The sequence below is a fragment of the Ewingella allii genome (assembly GCF_044430645.1).
Taxonomy (GTDB): Bacteria; Pseudomonadota; Gammaproteobacteria; order Enterobacterales; family Enterobacteriaceae; genus Ewingella; species Ewingella allii.
In genome coordinates this window covers 182,044-203,204 of sequence record NZ_JAWUDN010000003.1, presented here as the reverse complement: position 1 = coordinate 203,204, position 21,161 = coordinate 182,044, and the positions used below count along the sequence as shown (strand labels likewise).

Sequence of the window (21,161 nt, the reverse complement as noted above, 5' to 3'; positions counted from 1 at the left end):
AAGCAGTAGACAACTGCATCCGCAAGACAAAACGACAGGAGCTGTCATGAAAGTCTCTCTATTCAGCCGCTACACCTGCTTTACGCTGTGCCTGCTTATCACCTTCGTCAGCCTGTTTTACCTCTCACGCATTGAAGGCATGTGGATAGTCACCCTGATCTTCGCCGTGCTGAGCCTGCTTGGCTGCTGGGACGTGGTGCAGAAGCGCCACTCGATTTGCCGTAACTATCCAGTGATTGGCCGCATACGCTTTTTGATTGAATTTATTCGCCCCGAGCTGCGCCAGTATTTATTGGAAGAAGATAACGAAGAGATCCCGTTCTCACGTACCCAGCGCACGCTTGTCTATCGCCGCGCCAAAAACGAGATGGGCGAGAAGCCTTTTGGCACCTTGCTGGACGTCTATCAAACCGGCTATGAGTGCATCGGCCACTCAATGCAGCCCGTGCCGGTGTCGGACCCGGAAAGCTTCCGCGTCGAGATTGGCGGGCCGGACTGCCAGCAGCCCTACTCCGCCTCGGTATTTAATATCTCCGCCATGAGCTTCGGCGCGCTCTCCGCTAACGCCATTCGCGCCCTGAACAAAGGCGCAGCAATGGGCAATTTCTACCACGATACCGGCGAAGGCAGCATCAGCCGCTACCACCGCGAACACGGCGGCGACCTAGTGTGGGAGCTGGGCAGTGGCTATTTCGGCTGCCGCACGGAGAACGGCGAGTTTGACCCGGTGCAGTTTGCCCGTCAGGCAAAAAGCTCTCAGGTCAAAATGATCGAGATAAAACTGAGTCAGGGGGCTAAACCCGGCCACGGCGGGATCCTGCCGGGCAAGAAAGTGGATGCCGAAATCGCCGCAACGCGCGGCGTGCCGCAGGGCGTGGATTGCATCTCTCCGGCTTCTCACAGCGCGTTTAGCAATCCGCGCGAGATGATGCATTTCATCGCCAAGCTGCGCGAGCTCTCCGGCGGCAAACCTGTCGGCTTCAAGCTGTGCATCGGCCATCCGTGGGAGTTCGTGGCTATCGCCAAAGCCATGCTGGAAACCAAGATCCTGCCGGACTTTATCGTGGTTGATGGTAAAGAAGGCGGCACCGGCGCAGCACCGCTCGAGCTGTCGAACTACATGGGGATGCCGCTGCGCGAGGGGCTGCTGTTTGTACACAACACCCTGACCGGCTGTAACCTGCGCAATAAAATCAAGATTGGTGCCAGCGGCAAGATGATCAGCGCCTTTGATATCGCCAGCGTCATGGCGCTGGGCGCGGACTGGGTGAACTCGGCGCGCGGCTTTATGTTTGCCGTCGGCTGCATTCAGTCGCAGAGTTGCCACACCAACCGCTGCCCGACCGGCGTCGCCACTCAAGATAGTCTGCGGCAGAAAGCCTTAGTCGTGCCGGACAAGGCCGAGCGGGTTTACCATTTCCACCAAAATACCGTCAAAGCATTGGCCGAGATGCTGGCCGCAGCGGGCGTCAGCCGCCCAGAGCAGCTTACGTCACACCATATGCTGCGCCGCATCACGTCAACGGAAATCAAGGTCTACGCGGATATCTACTACTATCTGGAACCCGGCGCACTGCTGAAAGATAAGATAGAAAGCGACTTCTATAGCCGCATGTGGCGGATGGCAACGCCATCAAGTTTTGATGCACAGCTGATTGCGCTGGCGAGTTGAGAGTGGCGCGATTATCAAAGTCGCGCCACTATTGCGCCACTTTCACACCCTAATCGCGCCACTTTTGTTGGCGAATATGGCGCGATTGTGGCGGGATTAGAGATTTATGATGGCGCAATTAATGGCGCGATTACTTCAAACTCGCCATTAATGTCTTGTGCTGGGTATCGAGTGAGGTTACGCGTTTACAGACGTCGTCACCAAAGTTTTTGAAGTCCTGTTCCTGTTTGCTCCACTCATTCTGCACAGCCTGCTGTAAGCCGCCCAGATTGCCCATCACGGCTTGCAGTGGGTTGCCGCCACTGGTTGCCTGCTTGACGCCCATTTCGTTCAGGCTGTCCTGCATGACGCCGCCCATGCTCTGCTCGAGAATACGACGACCATCCTCTTTCACCTGATCCACGGCTTTATAGTGGTAAGTCAGGCCATCGCTGCGGTGCTCGATGATGCGGTTCATCTGCTGCTTAAGCTGAGTGTTGAGAGTGGTCAGGCGATTGCGCACGTTGCTGTCGCTCCCCAGCTTCTCGACGATGACTTTATCCATCGCCACGCGGCCTTTTTCCAGATGCGCGGTGGCACCTTGGTCAATCCACGGCAGGTCGCGGCGCAGCGCGGCCTGATAATCAATCGCTTCTTGGCGCTGTTTGGCGCTCAGCGTCGGCTGTTTGCCATTTAGCGTGACATCACCGTTAGGGGTGATCAGCAAATTGCCGCTGGCACCCACCACCTGCACGGTTTGCGGCTTAATCACCACGTCATCTTGCGGATTAACGCTACACTGGTAGTCCGCCTGCGCACTCCATGCGGTCATCGCCAACAGCCCTGCGATGCTCATTTTCAATCCGGTCTTAAATTCCATGTTTTCTCCCTTCCAACAGCAAACAATTAAAAAATCGAACGGCCAATTCGTTGCGCCAGTTTCTCTAAGGCAGCGGTTCCGGCCAAAGAGTTCCCTGCGGCATCAAGTTCGGGTGACCAAACTGCAATGCACATCTCCCCTGGGACGATGGCGATGATGCCGCCGCCGACGCCAGACTTGCCCGGCATCCCTACGCGATAGGCAAACTCCCCCGCGCCGTCATACATGCCGCTCGTCACCATTAACGCATTGATTTGTCTGGCCTGTCGCGCGTCAATCAGCGGCTCGTCGCTGTCGAGCGGCTGGCCCTTATTCGCCAAATAAGCAAAGGTTCGTGCCAGTTCGACACAGCTCATGCGCAGCGCACAATAATGAAAATAGGTGTGAAGCACGGTAATGACGTCGTTTTCGAAATTACCGAAAGATTTCATTAAATAGGCAATCGCGGCGTTACGGTCGGAATTATCAAATTCTGAACGCGCCACGTGTCGATCGTAGTTGAGATCTGGCTGTCCGGCCAATTGACGGACCACTTCGAGCATGCGTTGCTTAGGAGCGGCGAGGCGAGTTTGCAGTAAATCGCACACCACCAGCGCGCCAGGATTGATAAAGGGATTGCGCGGCTTGCCCTGCTCCAGCTCAAGCTGGACTAAGGAGTTAAACGGCTGGCCCGACGGCTCTTTGCCAACGCGCTGCCAGATTTCACTCTCCTGATAGCGGGTCAGCGCCAGCGTCAGGCTTAGCACTTTGGAAATCGACTGAATGGAAAAACGCTCGTTGGCATCGCCAGCGCTAAAAATCTCTCCAGACGTGGTACAGACCGCAATACCGAGATTGTCAGGATTGACTTCAGCCAGCGCCGGAATGTAATCCGCCACTTTGCCGCGACCAATCAGCGGGCGGACTTGCTCAAGAATATCTTCCAGTAAACGGTTATCTAATTCGGTTACCAACGTCTCGACTCCAGATATGACAAAGGTGCCCCGAAGGCACCTTTAATAATTCCGTTATTCATTCTGCCAAAATCATTCGCGCTGCATCAAGGCAGCAGATGTCGTGCGAAGGATGACGACAGAATCAATCCCACCAGATATCGAACAGGTCGGAAACTTCTACATCTTCCATTTTATGGTCTTCCAACCATTTTTTAACCTGTGCGCGGTGCTCGTCGGTGCAGTGACCGATTTCCTGCAGGCAGATCAAACCTTCCCACTGCAGGTAGCCGCTGCCGTCAAACGCCAGCTTGTTTGGCTCTATAACGCCTTCGATGAACGCATCAAGCTGCTCATCGATAGTTTCAACCGGGGTGCCTTCCGCGAAACGCCATTTTACTGAGAAGCCCAGTTCCTGGAACTCGGCAATGTGTAACTTTTTACGTAAACGACGACTACGATTCGTGGCCATTATTGCTTCCTCTCAAACATCAGATCCCATACGCCGTGGCCTAAACGCTGGCCACGCATTTCGAACTTGGTTACCGGGCGCGATTCTGGACGCGGAACATAGTTGCTGTCTTGCGACAGGTTTTTCCAGTCTTCAAGGCTGGTCATCACCTCAAGCATATGTTCAGCGTACGGCTCCCAGTCGGTCGCCATGTGGAATACGCCACCGACTTTTAATTTGCTACGCAGCAGCTCAACGAAGGCTGGCTGCACGATACGGCGCTTATTATGACGCGCTTTGTGCCATGGGTCAGGAAAGAATAGCTGCACCATGTCCAGTGAGCCATTCGGGATCATCTTTTCCAGCACTTCAACCGCGTCGTGACACATCACGCGCAGGTTGCTGACCCCTTCTTCCTGAGCCGTCATCAAACATGCGCCCACGCCCGGTGAGTGGACTTCAATGCCGATAAAGTTCTGCTCAGGATTTTGCTGTGCCATGGTGACCAGAGAGGTACCCATGCCGAAACCGATTTCTAACACGGTTGGCGCGGCGCGGCCAAACAGCGCATCGATATCCAGAACTTCTGCCTGATATTCAACGCCCATTACCGGCCAGATATTGTCGAGCGCGTGTTGCTGGCCTTTAGTCAGGCGGCCCTGGCGGCGGACAAAACTGCGAATACGGCGCATGGCGCGACCGTTCTCATCGAACTCCGGTGAAATGACGTCGTTTTTCATAGGGCTTTCACTCTATTGGGCAGTGCTCTTTCAGCAGTGCGCGGTTGGGCAACAAATTCAGGAATGGCGCATTATCCAAACCTAGGGGTGATAAGCAAGCGTTGCGGCCAGAAACAGGTCGGAAACTTCCGGTTTACACCCACCAGACTCTGTGATGTGATCCCGCCCTGAATTTATCCTGCCGGACCCATCACTCATTTATGAAGCAAGCGCAGAACCAGTTCGCGCCAGCGGTACTCGAATGGTACCAGCGCTTTGGCCGCAAAACATTACCGTGGCAGCTCGAAAAAACGCCTTACAAAGTATGGCTCTCCGAGGTGATGTTGCAACAAACACAGGTTGCGACGGTGATCCCCTATTTTGAACGTTTTATGGCGCGTTTCCCGACCGTTAGCGATCTCGCCGCCGCGCCACAGGATGAGGTTCTGCATTTGTGGACCGGGCTGGGCTATTACGCCCGCGCCCGCAACTTGCATAAAGCCGCTCAGACCATCGCCAGCGAGCACGGTGGCGTGTTCCCCACCGATTTTGAGGCCGTGAATGCACTGCCGGGAATCGGCCGCTCGACTGCCGGAGCCGTGCTGTCTCTCTCACTGGGCCAGCACCACCCGATTCTCGACGGCAACGTCAAACGCGTGCTGTCGCGTTGTTACGCCATCGAAGGCTGGCCGGGTGAGAAAAAGGTCGAAAACCGTTTATGGGCCATCGCCGAAGAGGTCACGCCAGCCAAGGGGGTTGAGCAATTTAACCAAGCGATGATGGATTTGGGGGCGATGGTTTGCACGCGTTCCAAACCAAAATGCGAGCTGTGCCCGCTTAATACCCAGTGTGAGTCATACGCACAGAACAGCTGGGCGAAATATCCCGGCAAAAAACCGAAAAAGACCCTGCCAGAGAAAACGGCCTTTATGTTGATGATTCAACATAAAGACAATGTGTGGCTGGAGCAGCGCCCGCCGGTTGGCCTGTGGGGCGGTTTGTTCTGTTTCCCACAATTTGCCAGTGAAGAAGAGCTGGAAAGTGGCCTACATAAATACGGTGTTACCCTTAATCAGTTGCAGCAGCAGGTGGCTTTTCGTCACACTTTCAGCCATTTCCATCTGGATATCGTTCCAATGTGGCTAAATCTGCGCTCAGTGCCGGGTTGCATGGATGAAGGTGCGGGTCTCTGGTATAACTTAGCGCAACCACAATCCGTTGGGCTCGCCGCGCCGGTAGAGCGTTTGTTAACGCAGTTGGCGAAAGAGTCGCCCAACAGCATGATCGATAAGGAATCAACATGAGCAGAACGATTTTTTGTACCTTTCTAAAACGTGATGCGGAAGGTCAAGACTTCCAGCTTTATCCGGGCGAACTGGGTAAACGCATTTTCAATGAGATTTCTAAAGAAGCCTGGTCACAGTGGATGAGCAAACAAACCATGCTAATTAATGAGAAAAAACTCAGCATGATGAATCCCGATGACCGCAAATTGCTGGAACAGGAAATGGTGAATTTCCTGTTTGAAGGGCAGGACGTGCATATCGAAGGCTATACGCCGCCGTCAAAATAATTGCCGTCGATAACACTCCATTTAGAAACCCCGTCAGGCCGTTATTTCGCGAAATTAACCGCCTGACATCTTTCATCACGATACGGCTTTGAAGATGAAGAAAATTTTAGCGCTGTTGGTCATCGCCCCGCTCCTGATCTCCTGCTCGAGCAAAAAAGACCAGTTCAATGAAGCTTACGTCAAGGATACCAATGGCTTCGATATTTTGATGGGCCAATTTGCTCACAATATCGAGAATATCTGGGGGCTGAATGAAGTCCTTATCGCCGGTCCTAAAGACTACGTAAAATACAGCGATCAATATTACACCCGTAGCCACATCAACTTTGATGCGGGTACCATCACTATTGAAACCATTGCCGGAACTAACCCGACCGCTAACCTTCGTCAGGCGATTATCAGCACCTTGCTGGTAGGCGATGATCCGGGCAATGTAGACCTCTATTCCGACGCCAACGATATTCAGATCAGTAAAGAGCCGATGCTTTACGGTCAGGTTTTGGACAACACCGGGCAGCCAATCCGCTGGCAGGGTCGGGCGTCTAATTTTGCCGATTATCTGGTACAGAACAAGCTGCAGCGCCGCCAGTCGGGGCTACACATCATCTATTCCGTTACTATTCAGATGGTGCCAAACCACCTGAACAAACGTGCACATAAATACCTGCCAATGGTGCGCGAAGCCTCCGCCAAGTACGGCGTAGACCAGTCGCTGATCCTCGCCATTATGCAAACTGAATCCGCATTCAACCCATATGCCGTCAGTCATGCTGATGCACTGGGCTTAATGCAGGTTGTTCAGCACACTGCGGGCGTTGACGTGTTCAAATCAGAGGGCAAATGGGGCAAACCAAGTCGCAGCTATCTGTTTGATCCACAAAACAACATCAACACCGGTACTGCCTATCTGGCGATGCTGCAAAACGTCTACTTGGGTAATATCACCAACCCAACCTCCAAACGTTATGCTGTGATCACCGCCTACAACGGCGGCGCGGGCAGCGTGTTGCGCGTCTTCTCCAGCGATAAAAACCGTGCGTTTAGCATCATCAACAGCATGGAGCCGGGCGACGTTTACACCACGCTGACCACCAAACACCCATCGGGTGAGTCACGCCGCTATCTGTATAAGGTTAATACCACGCAGAAGAGCTATCGCCGGGTGGATTAGCCTGGTGCTAGTTGGCATGAAAGAAAACGGAGGCCTTTGGCCTCCGTTTTTTGTGCTTAGTGGGTATCAGATTTGTATTGGTAATTCTCAAAATGACCATACTGATAAAATTGCGCCACCCGTGGCTCGACCGAGTTGAGCACCACGCCGGTGATGGTGTGTCCCTGCTGCTCAAAACGCTGCATAGCCAGTTCAACTTCCTTAGCGGATGTCATTTCAAAGCGAGCCACCATTAAGCTGGTGCCGGCATATTTACTGATAATCACAGCATCGCTGACGGCGAGGATCGGCGGAGTATCAAATAAGACCACATCATAGTTTTTAGTCGCCCAATCGCAGAATTCGCCAAAGCGCGGCGTCAACAGTAGCTCAGACGGATTCGAGGGTGCGATGCCACGAGGAACCAAGTCAAGCTGCGGAAGACAGGTTTTGTAGAGACACTCCGCAATCTTTTTCTGTCCTGAGAGTAGCTCCGCCAACCCCCGATGCTCTTTCAACTTAAAGGGAAGGTGTAAGCAACCTTTGCGCATGTCGCAATCAACCAATAAGACACGTAAGTTCGACTGGGCAAGCACCACGGCCAAATTGCTAATCACGAAGCTTTTACCCACTCCACTGGTAGGCCCAACCACCATCAGAATCTTATTGTTGGCCTCTTTGAGTAGAAAGTAGAGACCGGTGCGCAAACTTCTGATCGCTTCTACTGCCAAGTCATCGGGATTTTCTATAGCCAATAAACTATGTTTTCGCGGTAGATTTTTTTTCGCCTTAAATAATCTCGTGATGCTTTGGTGCTTGGAATGAGGCAGGCTGCTATATACTTTTAAACCCAGCAACTCGAGTTCATGTGAGGAACCAATACCGCGTTTCAACGCGTTGCGTAGCAGTACGCTAGCTAACGCCAGAAATACGCTGGACATCAGCGCAAGCACTAGCAACATCGGTTTATTTGGCCCCACGGGGTTAGGTAATGTCTGAGCAGAGTCGATGATATGGACATTCCCTACGGTGCTGACCTTCTTAATCTCCATTTCTCGTTGTTTGCTAGTTAACAAAGAATGCATTTCTTGCGCCGTTTGCACATCGCGCGTTAATCGCAAGATGTCCTGCTGCGTTTTCGGCATGCCGTTAATTTTTGACTCCAGCGCGGCTTTACTCGCCGATAACGTCTTTCTCTTTTCAGCCAGTGCGCGATACACCGGGTGCGCTTTGGTGTAGCGTTTTGAGAGTTCGGCCTCTTCGAAAGTCAGACCGTTCAATTGCGTGGTTATCGCGACTTCTGCCTCCAAGATGCCACGAGCCTCCATGGGTAAATCAATAGATTCGTTTAGCTGCCTGTAATGCCTGAGGCTGGCTTCACTTTTTTCCAACTGCGATTCTATTTTGGGAAGCTGCTGCTGCAAAAACGCTAGACTTTTACTGGCGGATTCTGACTTACGACCAATATTTTGTTTCAGATAGGCGACACTCAGCTCATCGACAATTTGACGGATTAATATCTTATCCGTCCCCGACAAGCTCAGGCGCAAAACGCCACTGTCCTTGGATGTTTCGGCAACGGTCAGGTTTTTATTGATCGCCTCCATTGCCGCAAATTGACTGATTTTATTTAAGATGAAGATTGAGCCGACTGGCGCATCAACGGCCTGAACCAGAATGCGCAGATCCGGCAAGGTTAATTCTTTGCCAACCTCCCCTTCGGCAGAGACCCCTTCTCCTTGCAAATGAAACCGGCCAGAGTCCAATAGCGTCAGCGTAAAAGGTTTGCCCTGCATCTTCTCGGGTGGGGTAAATAATGGCACCTTGAGGCGCGTGGTGGGCTGGGGAAATAACCCGCCGATGAGTGGCCATTTCTTCTCTCGCACCACATTATCCAGCGCAAGCACTGATACCGTATTGCCTAATATCGAACGAGACTTTATTAAGGTAATTTCTGTGGTTGCAAGCGACGCATGGCCATTGGCAAAATCAAATATCCCATTAAGTAAGCTACTGCCGGTGCTTTTATCGAGTTGAATCAAAGCATCAGCCTTATAGACGGTAGGCATGCTCCATACACAGAGAAAACCCAATAGAAAACCTGTTAGCGTAATGCCTATCAGCATTTTCTTAGCGTCAATTAATACCCCTAGCAAATAGCGCAAATCAATGTCGTTTTCTTGGTGCACATCCTGATGCGGTACGCCTTTAGCAAGCATATTTATTCCTTTGGCATTCATTTTTTGGCCATTGTTAAAGCATTACGCCACTGTTGAGCACAGCGCCGCAGCTGCAATACAACATCGTCATATAAGCTTTGCGCTCGACGGAAAGGGTCACATATATCCATTTGATCATTCCAGTGACCAAACAGTAACGTTTTCCCCTGAGCTGCTGGTGCAATATGAGCAAGCTGAGAGATATGTTGTTTTTCCATTACCAGTATTAAGTCGCAATCCCGACACAACTCCTGTGTCAGCTGGCGAGCAGAATGACTCTTTAAAGTGATACCGTGCCGAATTGCGCTTTCAGCCATGATAGGGTCAATATCATAGCCTACTAGAGCACTCAGCCCCGCAGAGCGAATCGAATGGTCAGGGAGGAAATCTTGTAATAACTGCTCCCCAATCGGCGAGCGACAAATATTACCAACGCAGACCACCAGAATAGTTTTTAAATTTAATTTTTCCAAGTTCCCACCCAGCGGATCGATTCTGTCATGCTATGGATACCGGTTATGGTTGGGACTAATTGACTAATAACTCTATTCCAACGGCTAATTGGTGCAGTGGTGACATACACAATATCATAGGGCTGGAGTACGAATTCCGTTCCTAAAATAAGTGAAGTGGCGTCTCGCGCATCCAATTGATAAATAGAGGCAATCTTTTCACCTTGTCCACGATGGGAGCGAATAACAAAAATTCCCTTGGCATCGCTGGTCATTTGGTCAATGCCCTCAGCGTTTCCTAACGCCTCGGTCAATGTCATTCCGCTGCGGTCCATTTTTAATGTAGTTTGCTTTTTCACCTCCCCCATCACAAACACTTTTAAATTATCGTTACGCGGGATATATAAAATATCCCCATTCAATAATAAATAGTTTTGGCTTAAATTCCCTTTGTTAAACAACTCATATAATGAAATGACCTGCTCTTTCCCTTGGCGAGTTAATACAACATTATTCCAGTCAGCATGTTCACTTATTCCGCCAGCCTGATTAATGGCATCGACCACCGTGAGGGGCACGTTGGTAATAGGTTGCTGTCCGCTGCGATTGACCTCACCCGTGACATGCACTTTTTGTGACCGGAAAATGGCAACGCTCACATCGACTTGCGGCGACGTAATAAATTGGGCGAGTTTGCGAGTGACTAGATTGCGAACCTGAGAAACCGTTTTTCCCTGCACATGCACATTACCGATGTAAGGGTAAAAAATCGTCCCGTCGGAATGCACCCAATTCCCCGTATCGCCAGCACTACGATATTGTCCTGCCGGCGTGGTCAATTCAGGATGATCCCAAACGGTCACCATCAGGACATCACCCACACCAATCTCATACTCGTAATTCTTTACCTCATCATCCAATTGATTATTGGATTTAGCTGACACGGGCGAGCGCCGTAATGTATCCACCAGCTTGGGCGTAATGGGATAGACATCCACTAACTTATTTATGTCCTCAATAGGTCCGGTGGATTTAATAACATTTTTATCTGAGGTGGAGAGTTTAGCGCCGGGAGTGATCTGACAACCACTGACTGACATTGCTGCAATTAAGGCGGTAATTAATTGTATATTTTTAATTTTTTCCATTTCATGTCCATTGATATCGAAAAGTAAAAAAATAGTTATGTAATTTGATTAAATAATTATTATGAATTGATAAAAGTCGGGCATCCTTCGACTTATTCATTAGAATATCTAATGCAATCGATTGTTAATTTGAGAAGTAATTGAAATAAAATAAGCAACACATAAAAATCAACAACCCTGCATTCGTCCTGAACTGGCACTTAGATTTCGCTAACTACAGCAATGATAAATTAAATACAACTTGATGGGAACGGGGTAAGAAATAAAACCATCAACTAAAATAAAATGAAATAATAAACAGCAGTAAACAATAAAAACAACAGCAATTAAACAATCAACTAATAACCACCACTTATAGATATCAATAAAAAAGCGCGGCTATTATCCTAGCCGCGCTCACGCTGTATATCTAAAAAGAGTGTTTATTTGGCAATCACATACCCCATGATGCGCTTCCACCCCACCGGTTTCTTCTCGATATAAACGCCCTGTAACTCAGGCGAGAAGCCCGGCAGCTGGTTGATTCCTTCCTCTAGCGCCATAAAGTAACGCTGCACCGCCCCGCCCCAAATTTCGCCGGGAACGACGCACAGCACGCCCGGTGGATACGGCAACGCACCTTCGGCAGCAATGCGCCCTTCTGCCTGGCCAATTGGCACCAACTCGACGTTATCGCGAATAAATTCGCTGTGCGCGTCCTGGGCGTTCATCACCACTTTCGGGAAACTGGCCTCACGGAACATCTCCTTTTGCAGTTCTTTCACATCAAAACTGACATAAAGGTTGTGCATTTCCTGACACAGCTGGCGAATGGTGTAGTCACGATAGCGCTCTTCGTTTTTGCGATACACCGTCGGCAGCACTTCGCTCAGCAAGGCATCCTCTTCAATATAACGCTCAAAGCGCGCAATCTCATCCACCAGCAGTTGCATCTTGGCCGGGTTTTCCGCCGGAGTCAGCAGGAACAGAATCGAGTTTAGGTCGCACTTCTCCGGCACAATGCCGTTCTCGCGCAGATAGTTAGCCAGAATAGTGGCCGGAATGCCGAACTCGGTGTATTTGCCGCTGGCAGCGTCAATGCCCGGGGTGGTCAACAGCAGTTTGCAAGGATCGACGAAATACTGCTTTTCGGCGTAACCTTCAAACGCATGCCAGTTTTCCCCCGGCACGAAGTCAAAGAAGCGCACATCATTGGCCATTTTCTCGGTTTCATGATGCTGCCAAGGCTTGCCATCAATCAACGGCGGCACAAACGGCAGGATCATTGAACACTGGTCGAGCAGCATTTTGCGCGTTTCAATCCCCAGCTTCACACACTCCATCCACATATGCTTGCCACTGCCGCCGGCGTGAATACGCGCGTTGACGTCCAGCGCGGCAAACAGCGGATAGAACGGACTGGTCGAGGCGTGCATCATAAACGCATTGTTCAGCTTTTTATGGCTGCAATGACGCTTTTGGCCTTTGATATGGTTATCTTTTTTGTGGATTTGCGAGGTCTGGGAGAATCCGGCCTGTTGCTTGTGTACCGACTGGGTCACGATGATGCCCGGATCATTTTCATTCAACTCCAGCAGCAGCGGCGAGCACTGCTCCATCATCGGAATGAACTGCTCGTAGCCGACCCACGCCGAGTCAAACAGGATGTAATCACACAGATGGCCGATCTTATCCACCACCTGACGGGCGTTGTAAATCGTGCCGTCATAGGTGCCAAGCTGAATGATCGCCAAACGAAACGGGCGCTTTTCATTGGCACGCTGCGGAGCGACGGCCTGAATCTGTTTACGCAGATAGGACTCGTCGAAACAGGCTGCGTCGATGCCGCCAATAAAGCCAAACGGGTTACGCGCGGTCTCCAAATAAACCGGCGTTGCCCCGGCCTGTAGCAGCGCGCCGTGGTGGTTGGACTTATGATTGTTGCGGTCGAAAAGCACCAAATCATCGCGGGTCAGCAGCGCGTTGGTGACCACTTTATTGGCCGCCGAGGTGCCGTTAAGCACAAAATAGGTTTTATCCGCGCTGAATACCTTGGCGGCATATTTTTGGGCATCTTTGGCCGAACCTTCATGGATCAGCAGGTCGCCCAGCTTCACATCGGCGTTGCACATGTCGGAACGAAAAATATTCGCGCCAAAAAAGTCATAAAACTGGCGGCCCGCCGGATGGCGACGGAAAAACTCACCGCCCTGATGCCCAGGGCAGGCAAAGGTGGCGTTTTCCATCTCAACGTACTTCTTTAAAGTGTCGAAGAACGGCGGGAAAAGCGCCTCTTCATACGCCTGCGCGGCGGCTTCAATCTGCGCCGCATAGAACGCCTGATTGGCATCCGACAGCGTCACCACGCCTTTGAGCATCAACAAATAATCAGGAGAAACCTGCTCTGCCCCCTGCACTGCAACAAATGCCGGGATACCAAAACCCAGCGAATTTATCTCCGACAGCTTGCCGCTGTTCAAATCACTCACGGAGATAATAATGGCCGCCACGTCGGCGTAGTCAGCACGGCGCAGATCCACCACCGCGCGGTGCGACTCTATGTAAGGGGCCACGGAGGCACTTGCTGCAAGTTTTAAAAGTTTCATAGGACTCTCAAACGGTTAAGTAAGAGGGTGTGCCAATCGGCACGGCAATGGGCGGGTTCTTAAAGCGAAACGCAAAGATCCAGCCCGGCAAAGTGACGTGTACGTGAGCGTGATGTCGAGCGAGTGCGATGCCAACAGGCAAAGGGATTACGGTTCGAAGGTCAGGCTCAGCCACGTCTGGTAGACATCAGTAAAACCAGAGAACGCTCTGTTTTTAATCATGCCTAACAGCAAGCAAGGTAGCCTTACCGCATGGAAGGAACTTCTGAAGTAGAAAAACGGCGAACGCGACGTTCACCACGCCCGGAGGAGTTCATCAGCGATGGGTGACGCTTGCAGGAAGCGCGATGTGATAAACCGGTCATGCCGCAACCCTCATGAGCTGTCGCGAAAAAGGAAAGTTCTTAGCGTAGAAATCGGCGCAATAATGTCACTATTCCCCCCCTGTTTCAAGCTGGATAAGTCACCAAATTCCTCTCAAAATGCAACATTTTTAAGCTATTCATTTGACTGAATTTCCTAAGGCGCTAACCCAGAGTTTTCACCCCCTTGGCGGCGAACCAAGCCGTATTGGATTAAAAAACACCATTCGGATGATTCGATTAACGCTTACGCAAAAAAGCCGTTGACGACGTAGGCCCAATACGGTTTAATGCGCCCCGTTGCCCGGATAGCTCAGTCGGTAGAGCAGGGGATTGAAAATCCCCGTGTCCTTGGTTCGATTCCGAGTCCGGGCACCACTAATTTAAAGAAACCAGCTTAACAGCTGGTTTTTTGCTTTGGGCTCCGTGGATTTCTGGTCGTGCTGAACCCAGCCCCCACAATCCCACTCTTCTATCCAGTCTTAGGATTTCCTGCTTCCAGTTCTCGCTACCAACGTTTGACAGGCGGCAAACTACCGGTGCTTATTATTCTCCCCCCAGTGTATTCATCAACATATGACCTTATCCAGTCATTGTCTGATCCGTCCGGCACTGAAAAGACTGCCCCCCCAGTTGCGTCAATATTCTGATTTTCAGGATGTTTATCAAAAAAATTATTGTCTGAGCTGTTCATACATTAGACAATAACCCCTGTTTGCTACATGTGTTAACTGGCTGTGGTCTGCACTCCCCCTGGAAGGTGTCCCGCTGATGGAATTAACTATGCACGCCCTGAAATTCACTGCGGCGAGAAACATCGTGATGAATGCTGGCGGTGATATCAGTACGGGCTCTATGGAGAACACTACCCTGCTGTCCGGGAAAAAATCGGCTTGTTCGCCCGTACCGGAAAACTCAGCCTCATCAGTGATGAAGGGCCGGTGGATATCTAGGCATAGAACGGCAATATGTGACTTTTGCAGGGCAGTAACTGAGCATAACAGCAGTGGGTGATATCCTGTTTGCAAGGAAGAAACGCTTCAGACTTATCGGTGGTGGCAGCTACCTGAGAATTGAAGCAGGAAAAATAGAATATGGCACCACAGGGAACTATGTACGTAAAGTGAAGCGCACGTATCTTGGAGCATCAGCCTCGATGTCCGTAGATTTGCCTTCTTACTATAAAGTGGCAGACCTGCCTCCAGCTCTGAACACGTTTTCATTTGCATATGCAAGGAATGCACTGATGCACATATCACCACCCATTCTGTTTCCCCGCCAGAATAATGAAGAGTATGCCGCATGGGTCATGCGGACGATGCCTGTCGACCCGCGCCGTGGTTTTCCGGTAAATGGGGTGGAGTCATGGCACGGTGGCATCCATATTCCCCATACCGATGCCGGCGCTATAACCAATCCTCTGAGAGCCGTTGCTGACGGTGTGGTGGTTTATGCCAGCTATCCTGCGCTCACGGAGAAACGTGATACAAAACCGCTGAATTACGATGGCCCAACGGATAACGGATGTGTACTTATTCGCCATGAAATACTCATTGGTGAAGAGCCTGTAGCGTGCGTGTTTTATTCGCTGACCATGCACATGAAGCAGGTGCGTCCCGAAATTCAGGATAAAGCGGGAGTGCGCGTCAGACGGGGCCAAGTCATTGGCACCACCGGCATGGTCAGCGGGCGCAACGCCTACCATTTTCAGATGTGCTGCTCTTCCGAGATGCTGAAGATATTGTGTGGCCGCGACTACGGTCGCCTTGATGTCAGCGAGCCGGGCAGAGCAAAACCGACTTATGGCAATCGCTATTTCTTTCTTCCTGAAGGTACCGCTATTTATGAAGGGAGCACACCCTATGGGCTGTCAGCCCACCCTTGCTGCGTCACCACAGAAGCACTCTATGTTATCCATGAAGGTACTAAAACCCGGACTCTGATTAAGGTCAGTGATAATTACCAGCCTATCGGGGAAACAGCCATCGCGGTGGACTATATCTGCGAACCCACACCAACAGTCGGCGGACATAAAACCTACAGTGAGTGGGTACGTGTGGCCTACCTACGCGATGAAGGATGGGTGGATGTCTCCTCTCCGACGGTGAATGCTTGGACCGATGCCGATTTCCCTGACTGGGCGGGTTGGGCACTTATTGATGATGACGCAACTCCAGACGGTCAGTGCAATTCCGCCACAATGAAGAAAGCACGGGAAAAGCAGGATACCGACTTTATCCGGTTTGTCTGTAAATTCCCTCTTGAGTGGGATTTTGCGTCGTTCGATACACGTTTTTCATGGCTGAAAGCACCGAATGACTCGCTGCCTGAACCCATGACTGAGAAGAGCTACACCGAGCTGAGGGAGCATGCGAAGGCGCTGTCGTTTTTCGATAAACTCCCTGTGGACACTCAGAAGGAGCTAACGGGTTTGGTCTGGCATTTCGACCCTCGCGGCCTGATGATCCAGCTACAAAAAGCAGAGCGTCGACTCATCTATAGTACAAAAAATATGATGAATGATTTTACTGCTGACGATATGCGTTACGGGGATTTATCCAAAGATCAGATACTGGCGCAGGGGAAGCTGAACCGGGTAAACGTATTTGGTGAAGAATTTAAGATCAACCTGTTTAATTTTAACAAAACAGTGGATGAGCACTTCGCCAGCATGGACAGCATGGCTTTCTGGACGGCAAGTGGTGAGTATGCCCCCCTTATCAAGATCATGCTTGAAAAATTCAGAAAAAATGAAGGTGGGATAATGCAACACGGATTGCTGAACAAGGCATTTCTGGAGCATAAAACTACTAAAGAATGCGTTGATGTAATTAAAAAAATTATGCAGAAAATATTTTATGGCAATGAATATAAAATTTTTAAAAGTAATGATATTAATAAAATTACATCAGACATTGCGGAGCAAGTTACTCTTCCAAAATTCACAGATTTTGATTGGTTCAACGGCTTGGGTATAACCATCCATGATACATACTCAACGAAGATATATCTTGATGATTTCGAAATTATGGAAACTGAAACTGGTGGATTTCATCGTAAGATTTTTAAAGCACGATTAACATTTCAGATTCAGGATCATTTCGGATTGGATATTGCTGATTTAAATGGGAAAATCTTCGAACTTTCTCCTTGGTTTTGTTCTTGGTTTATTCTTCAGCGATACAGAAGTTATGGCTTTAAGCCTTTCATCAATGAATCAAAATTCAGTATTTGGATAGAAGGATAACGGAATGAAAAGTTTTAAAGCAATCATCATTGCATTGCTTTTTGGTGCATTTTATATGTCCTATACGTTCTATATGCGCCAAGGATATATAAATAAAATCTATCAAACTACAGAGCACAGTGAAATTTGGAGTAAGGATTGCAAGTCCACTGTTATTTTAGTTGATAATGTGCCAATTTCTCATTATTCACAAAAAAAGTTCTGGCAAAAAAATAGCAAAGAAATTATCGAAAAATGGAATCCCTTTACAGATGAGTGTGATGATGTTCTTTTTGTTAAAAACAATATTGGACATATCAAACATAGCGGAGACGTTAAATTTTGGATAGCCGATAATGAAATTTGCTTGAATGGCTCAATCGGAGGGTGTATTTCATGGGAAGATCGTTTATTTTATGTTGGGCTGAGGGTATCTACTTTAGGTAGTGATATCACAGGAGAGATTAACGGTAAACCAATCTACATTAGATTCATTGACCAAGGCAATTAATTTACCTAGCATCGCTAGATCTCCCCTCCCCGGCAATAACAGGAATAACTTACAATCATGCTAACTTTTTCTAAAATTTTATTTTCCTTATCGCAGCTATATATTGCAATGGCATCATTTTTTTTCATAACAGGATATGTACTTAAAGATCCTATGCAAAACTATTTTTACTTAATTTATGCCTTAACTTTGCCCATTGTTTCTGTAGTGCTTTTTATCTTGTGTTATTGCATAGCAGTTATAAGAAAAAATCTTGAATTGGGAATCATCAATACAATAAATTTCATTGTGCTTTTTCTGTTATTTTTATTTAAAATGATTATTCGATGAAAAAACACGCTCATGAATATAATCGACTATAGTTACGGTTTCATTTTCTCAAGAATGCTATGTATTGCCATCAACGGTCAGAATCTTCCGTCATTTCCCCGTAACATTATCGTTATTTCCCTGCGCCGGAGATCCGCGAACTCCTTGTGTACCAACGCCTTATCTAAAACTTCCCATTTTTCTATTCGATTTTCAATGGGTGTCGTTAAGCATTTACCACTGCTGAAAACAATTCTTATGTTTATCTCATCATCTGGATGCTTTCATAAAATGAAAAAATATCGCAACTAAATACCATAAGCTAATTGTTATTAATATAACACATTGAGAGAGAGCGCTTTTCATGTTGCATAATAAATAGATTTAATTATTCATTAGACATAATAAATAATTGATGCAGGTAAATATGGAAATTAATCATTAACTAAGTCTAAAGCAATTTAATTTGTCATAGGATATCACAGATTCAGGAGGGAGCTATGAACCCGTGGCGATTCACTTCGACTTCGAGGTTATAGGGCAATGGAAACATATACTGTCAGTTCTTATCTCGACACCTGAGCAACTTGTTGAAGAACGCAAGAAAGCATGACAAATTAACCATGAGTTGTTTAAATTACACCAATTTAAGCACGAGTTTTGAAGACCCCCCATGTCCTTGGTTCGATTATTCGTCTCATCCTGAGACTCACACCTTCGGGCACAGCGCAAGCGCTGTTCATCGGCGCTGACGCACCACGTTCACTCGCCAAATCCCAAAGCACACTAGCACCAGCGCGATGGCGTAGCGCCATTCGAAGATGCTTTCTTGCAGGAAAATCGACGAGAGCACTGCGCCGGAGACCGGGATTAAGAAGTTAAACGGGGCAATCATCCCGACGCGGTTATGCTTGAGTAACAGGCTCCACAGCGCGAAGGCGATGGAGGATAACAGCGCCAGATAGCCGAGGATCGCAGCTGATTCCCAACCGTGAAACTCTAGCGTGCCGCCGCAGGCATAGCCGCCCAGCGTCAACACCACGCCGCCAATGCCCAGCTGCCAGCCGGTCATCACCGTCGGATCGGTGGTTTGCGAGATGCGTTTGCCGTAGAGCGAGGCGGCAGAGAGGATAAATGCCGCTAATACCACGAAGCCGTCGCCCATCCAGCTAAAACTAAAATCCATCAGCTGGCTGTTGAAGTTCACCACCATAACCCCGGCAAAGCCCAGTACGCAGCCCACCACCTTGTTGATGCTGAGTTTGTCATTCTGATAAATAAAGTGCGCCAGCAGAACGCTGAAGAAGGTGCCGGTGGCATTCATAATCGAGCCTTTAACGCCCGTGGTGTAAGCCAGCCCTATGTAAAAGAAGATGTATTGCAGCGCGGTCTGGGTTACGCCCAGTACAGCAAGCTGTGAGTACTGATGGCGCGATAAGCGCGCAATAGGTTTGCCCTGTAAAAAAGCAAATGCCAGCAGCAGCAGGCCCGCAATGATGAAACGGTAACCCGCAAAGACAATTTTGCCCGGCAAATCGTCCGTCGCTATCTGGAAAATCTCATAACCGTTTTTAATCGCCGGGTAAGCACTGCCCCACAGCAAACAACAAAACGCGGCCCCCATCCAGGCAAATTTCTTATTGGTAAATAGAGAAACGTTACTGTTCACATCCTTTCCTTTAGCCAGTTTCAGCGGCGCGTCCATCACGCAGGTGAGATTCATTATTCCCGATAACACATTGACTTACCGTAATAAGCCTCAAAACTTTGTCTCAAGCTGGAAATAATAGTCGAGTCGCAAAAAAGGAGTAGAGAGAAGGTAAGGCGTGAACCCAGCCGAAGAGGATAATTTCCCAGCCGACCAGAACGGGGAATCGGTGACGACTGAAACGTTATTGTGCATGATTGAGGGCGGCGATGACCTGTGGATTAAAGTAATTCACCTGTAACATATATTGTTTGCCGAGAATATTGCCCTTGCCCAGCCAGTTAATTCCGCCATACGTTCAATAAAATTGGCGCGTGCAGCTCAGTTAGGGATTGAATATCCACGAATAACCAAGGCTCAGCGATTACTGAATGCCAAGGATGAGATTTAAGGTAACTATGAATATTCTTTTCATCTGTAGCCGGAATCAATGGCGCAGCCCGACAGCTGAACAGGTTTGGCGTAATTACCCTGGTCTATCGGTGAAGTCCGCCGGAACCAGCCGTAACGCCAAAAAAAGCGTTACGGCAGACATGCTGAAGTGGGCTGACGTGGTTTTTACCATGGAGCAGAAACATAAGAATCGTCTTGTCGCTGATTTTCCTCGTTTTCTTGAGCACAAGTCGGTCCATGTATTAGATATTCCCGACGATTATCAGTACATGGATCCCGAGTTGGTCAGTATCGTGAAAGAAACTGTCAGTCATCGTCTCGGCCTTGAGTAATACTAATCCGCCAGCTCCCTTTTTTAGGCTAGCTGGCGGCTTTTCATTTTGCTCGACTAGATAGCTCTTACCACCAGCATTTGCATTTCGACACAATTAAACGCCCCGTCCTGAGGTGCTTTTCTCGCTATTATCCTGTCTACAGATGAAGCACTGCTTCACGAATGACTATTGCCACGGTTAATGGTTTTAAACGGGATACACTATGCGTCTTTCTAAATGGGTTTTGTTATCGGCTTCTGCTTTGTCTTTCACGCTGTTGTCCGCTCAGGCCGCCAACGCCGCGTCAAACTCACATGAGATCCAATCGTTCTTCAGCGACTCAATTCAATACTCGATCGGCAGCAAAGTGCCGGCGCTTTATCGCACCAAGCCTTATGAAATTGTTGAATGGCAAAAGCGCAATCTGCCAGCGCCGACGCCAGACACTCACTGGACCTACATCGGCGGCAACTACGCACTTATCACCAATTCCGACGGCACCATCACTAAAGCGGAATCTGGCGATATTTTCTTCCAGTAAGCCCTGATATCAATACAAAAAGGCCGCCTGAGTGAGC

The 21,161-nt window shown here is 49.1% G+C and carries 17 protein-coding genes and 1 tRNA gene; 9 read left to right on the top strand and 9 right to left on the bottom strand.

What is annotated here, in order from left to right; genetic code table 11:
* Positions 1–46: 46 nt before the first annotated feature.
* Entirely contained in the window at positions 47–1,672 is a 1,626-nt protein-coding gene (locus SBO83_RS09765) for a glutamate synthase-related protein (protein ID WP_396131373.1), read from the top strand.
* A 130-nt stretch (positions 1,673–1,802) separates the two neighbouring features.
* Here the strand turns inward: SBO83_RS09765 and SBO83_RS09760 are convergent, their stop codons facing one another.
* From SBO83_RS09760 to trmB, 4 genes are all read right to left on the bottom strand, one after another.
* On the bottom strand, positions 1,803–2,531 hold the full coding sequence (locus SBO83_RS09760; RefSeq protein WP_353503379.1) for a YggN family protein: 729 nt from the start codon (positions 2,529–2,531) through the stop codon (positions 1,803–1,805).
* Between the two features lie 26 nt (positions 2,532–2,557).
* Positions 2,558–3,484: a glutaminase B gene (gene glsB / locus SBO83_RS09755; protein ID WP_396131372.1), complete on the bottom strand. Its 927-nt coding sequence runs from the start codon at positions 3,482–3,484 to the stop codon at positions 2,558–2,560.
* Between the two features lie 124 nt (positions 3,485–3,608).
* Positions 3,609–3,935, bottom strand: coding sequence for a YggL family protein (locus SBO83_RS09750; protein ID WP_353503381.1), 327 nt, complete (start codon positions 3,933–3,935; stop codon positions 3,609–3,611).
* On the bottom strand, positions 3,935–4,654 hold the full coding sequence (gene trmB, locus SBO83_RS09745) for a tRNA (guanosine(46)-N7)-methyltransferase TrmB (protein WP_396131371.1): 720 nt from the start codon (positions 4,652–4,654) through the stop codon (positions 3,935–3,937). The genes SBO83_RS09750 and trmB overlap by 1 nt, the downstream gene beginning before the upstream one ends.
* A gap of 200 nt (positions 4,655–4,854) precedes the next feature.
* Between trmB and mutY the strand changes: the two genes are divergently transcribed.
* From mutY to mltC, 3 genes are all read left to right on the top strand, one after another.
* A complete protein-coding gene (mutY, locus tag SBO83_RS09740; protein WP_396131370.1) occupies positions 4,855–5,937 on the top strand; it encodes an A/G-specific adenine glycosylase in 1,083 nt (360 codons plus the stop codon).
* Positions 5,934–6,206 carry an oxidative damage protection protein gene (locus SBO83_RS09735; RefSeq protein ID WP_034793128.1) on the top strand — a complete coding sequence of 91 codons (273 nt, stop codon included), beginning with the start codon at positions 5,934–5,936 and terminating at the stop codon, positions 6,204–6,206. The genes mutY and SBO83_RS09735 overlap by 4 nt, the downstream gene beginning before the upstream one ends.
* Before the next feature lie 94 nt (positions 6,207–6,300).
* Positions 6,301–7,377 carry a membrane-bound lytic murein transglycosylase MltC gene (gene mltC / locus SBO83_RS09730; RefSeq protein ID WP_353503384.1) on the top strand — a complete coding sequence of 359 codons (1,077 nt, stop codon included), beginning with the start codon at positions 6,301–6,303 and terminating at the stop codon, positions 7,375–7,377.
* 56 nt (positions 7,378–7,433) lie between these two features.
* Here mltC and SBO83_RS09725 read toward each other — a convergent pair whose 3' ends face one another.
* The 4 genes from SBO83_RS09725 to speF all read right to left on the bottom strand — a co-directional run bounded on the left by SBO83_RS09725 (position 7,434) and on the right by speF (position 13,760).
* Positions 7,434–9,575 (bottom strand): polysaccharide biosynthesis tyrosine autokinase, encoded by a 2,142-nt coding sequence (locus tag SBO83_RS09725; protein WP_396131368.1) that lies wholly within the window; start codon positions 9,573–9,575, stop codon positions 7,434–7,436.
* 17 nt (positions 9,576–9,592) lie between these two features.
* The gene (locus tag SBO83_RS09720) at positions 9,593–10,048 is read right to left on the bottom strand and encodes an arsenate reductase/protein-tyrosine-phosphatase family protein (RefSeq protein WP_396131367.1); all 456 of its coding nucleotides are present in this window, start codon (positions 10,046–10,048) and stop codon (positions 9,593–9,595) included.
* Complete coding sequence (locus tag SBO83_RS09715; protein ID WP_396131366.1) at positions 10,036–11,175, bottom strand: polysaccharide export protein; 1,140 nt, start codon at positions 11,173–11,175, stop codon at positions 10,036–10,038. The genes SBO83_RS09720 and SBO83_RS09715 overlap by 13 nt, the downstream gene beginning before the upstream one ends.
* Positions 11,176–11,597: 422 nt before the next feature.
* A complete protein-coding gene (speF, locus tag SBO83_RS09710; protein WP_396131364.1) occupies positions 11,598–13,760 on the bottom strand; it encodes an ornithine decarboxylase SpeF in 2,163 nt (720 codons plus the stop codon).
* Between the two features lie 664 nt (positions 13,761–14,424).
* Between speF and SBO83_RS09705 the strand changes: the two genes are divergently transcribed.
* The 3 genes from SBO83_RS09705 (at position 14,425) to SBO83_RS09695 (ending at position 17,859) form a co-directional block, all read left to right on the top strand.
* Positions 14,425–14,500, top strand: a tRNA-Phe gene (locus SBO83_RS09705).
* 628 nt (positions 14,501–15,128) lie between these two features.
* Entirely contained in the window at positions 15,129–17,369 is a 2,241-nt protein-coding gene (locus SBO83_RS09700) for a DUF3289 family protein (protein WP_396131363.1), read from the top strand.
* Between the two features lie 4 nt (positions 17,370–17,373).
* Positions 17,374–17,859 carry a hypothetical protein gene (locus tag SBO83_RS09695; protein ID WP_396131362.1) on the top strand — a complete coding sequence of 162 codons (486 nt, stop codon included), beginning with the start codon at positions 17,374–17,376 and terminating at the stop codon, positions 17,857–17,859.
* Positions 17,860–18,907: 1,048 nt separating this feature from the next.
* Here the strand turns inward: SBO83_RS09695 and SBO83_RS09690 are convergent.
* Positions 18,908–19,792 (bottom strand): EamA family transporter, encoded by an 885-nt coding sequence (locus SBO83_RS09690; protein WP_396131499.1) that lies wholly within the window; start codon positions 19,790–19,792, stop codon positions 18,908–18,910.
* A gap of 482 nt (positions 19,793–20,274) precedes the next feature.
* Between SBO83_RS09690 and SBO83_RS09685 the strand changes: the two genes are divergently transcribed.
* Both SBO83_RS09685 and SBO83_RS09680 read left to right on the top strand, forming a co-directional pair.
* Positions 20,275–20,601 carry a low molecular weight protein tyrosine phosphatase family protein gene (locus tag SBO83_RS09685; RefSeq protein ID WP_396131361.1) on the top strand — a complete coding sequence of 109 codons (327 nt, stop codon included), beginning with the start codon at positions 20,275–20,277 and terminating at the stop codon, positions 20,599–20,601.
* 205 nt (positions 20,602–20,806) lie between these two features.
* On the top strand, positions 20,807–21,124 hold the full coding sequence (locus tag SBO83_RS09680) for an RcnB family protein (protein WP_034793172.1): 318 nt from the start codon (positions 20,807–20,809) through the stop codon (positions 21,122–21,124).
* Positions 21,125–21,161: the final 37 nt, after the last annotated feature.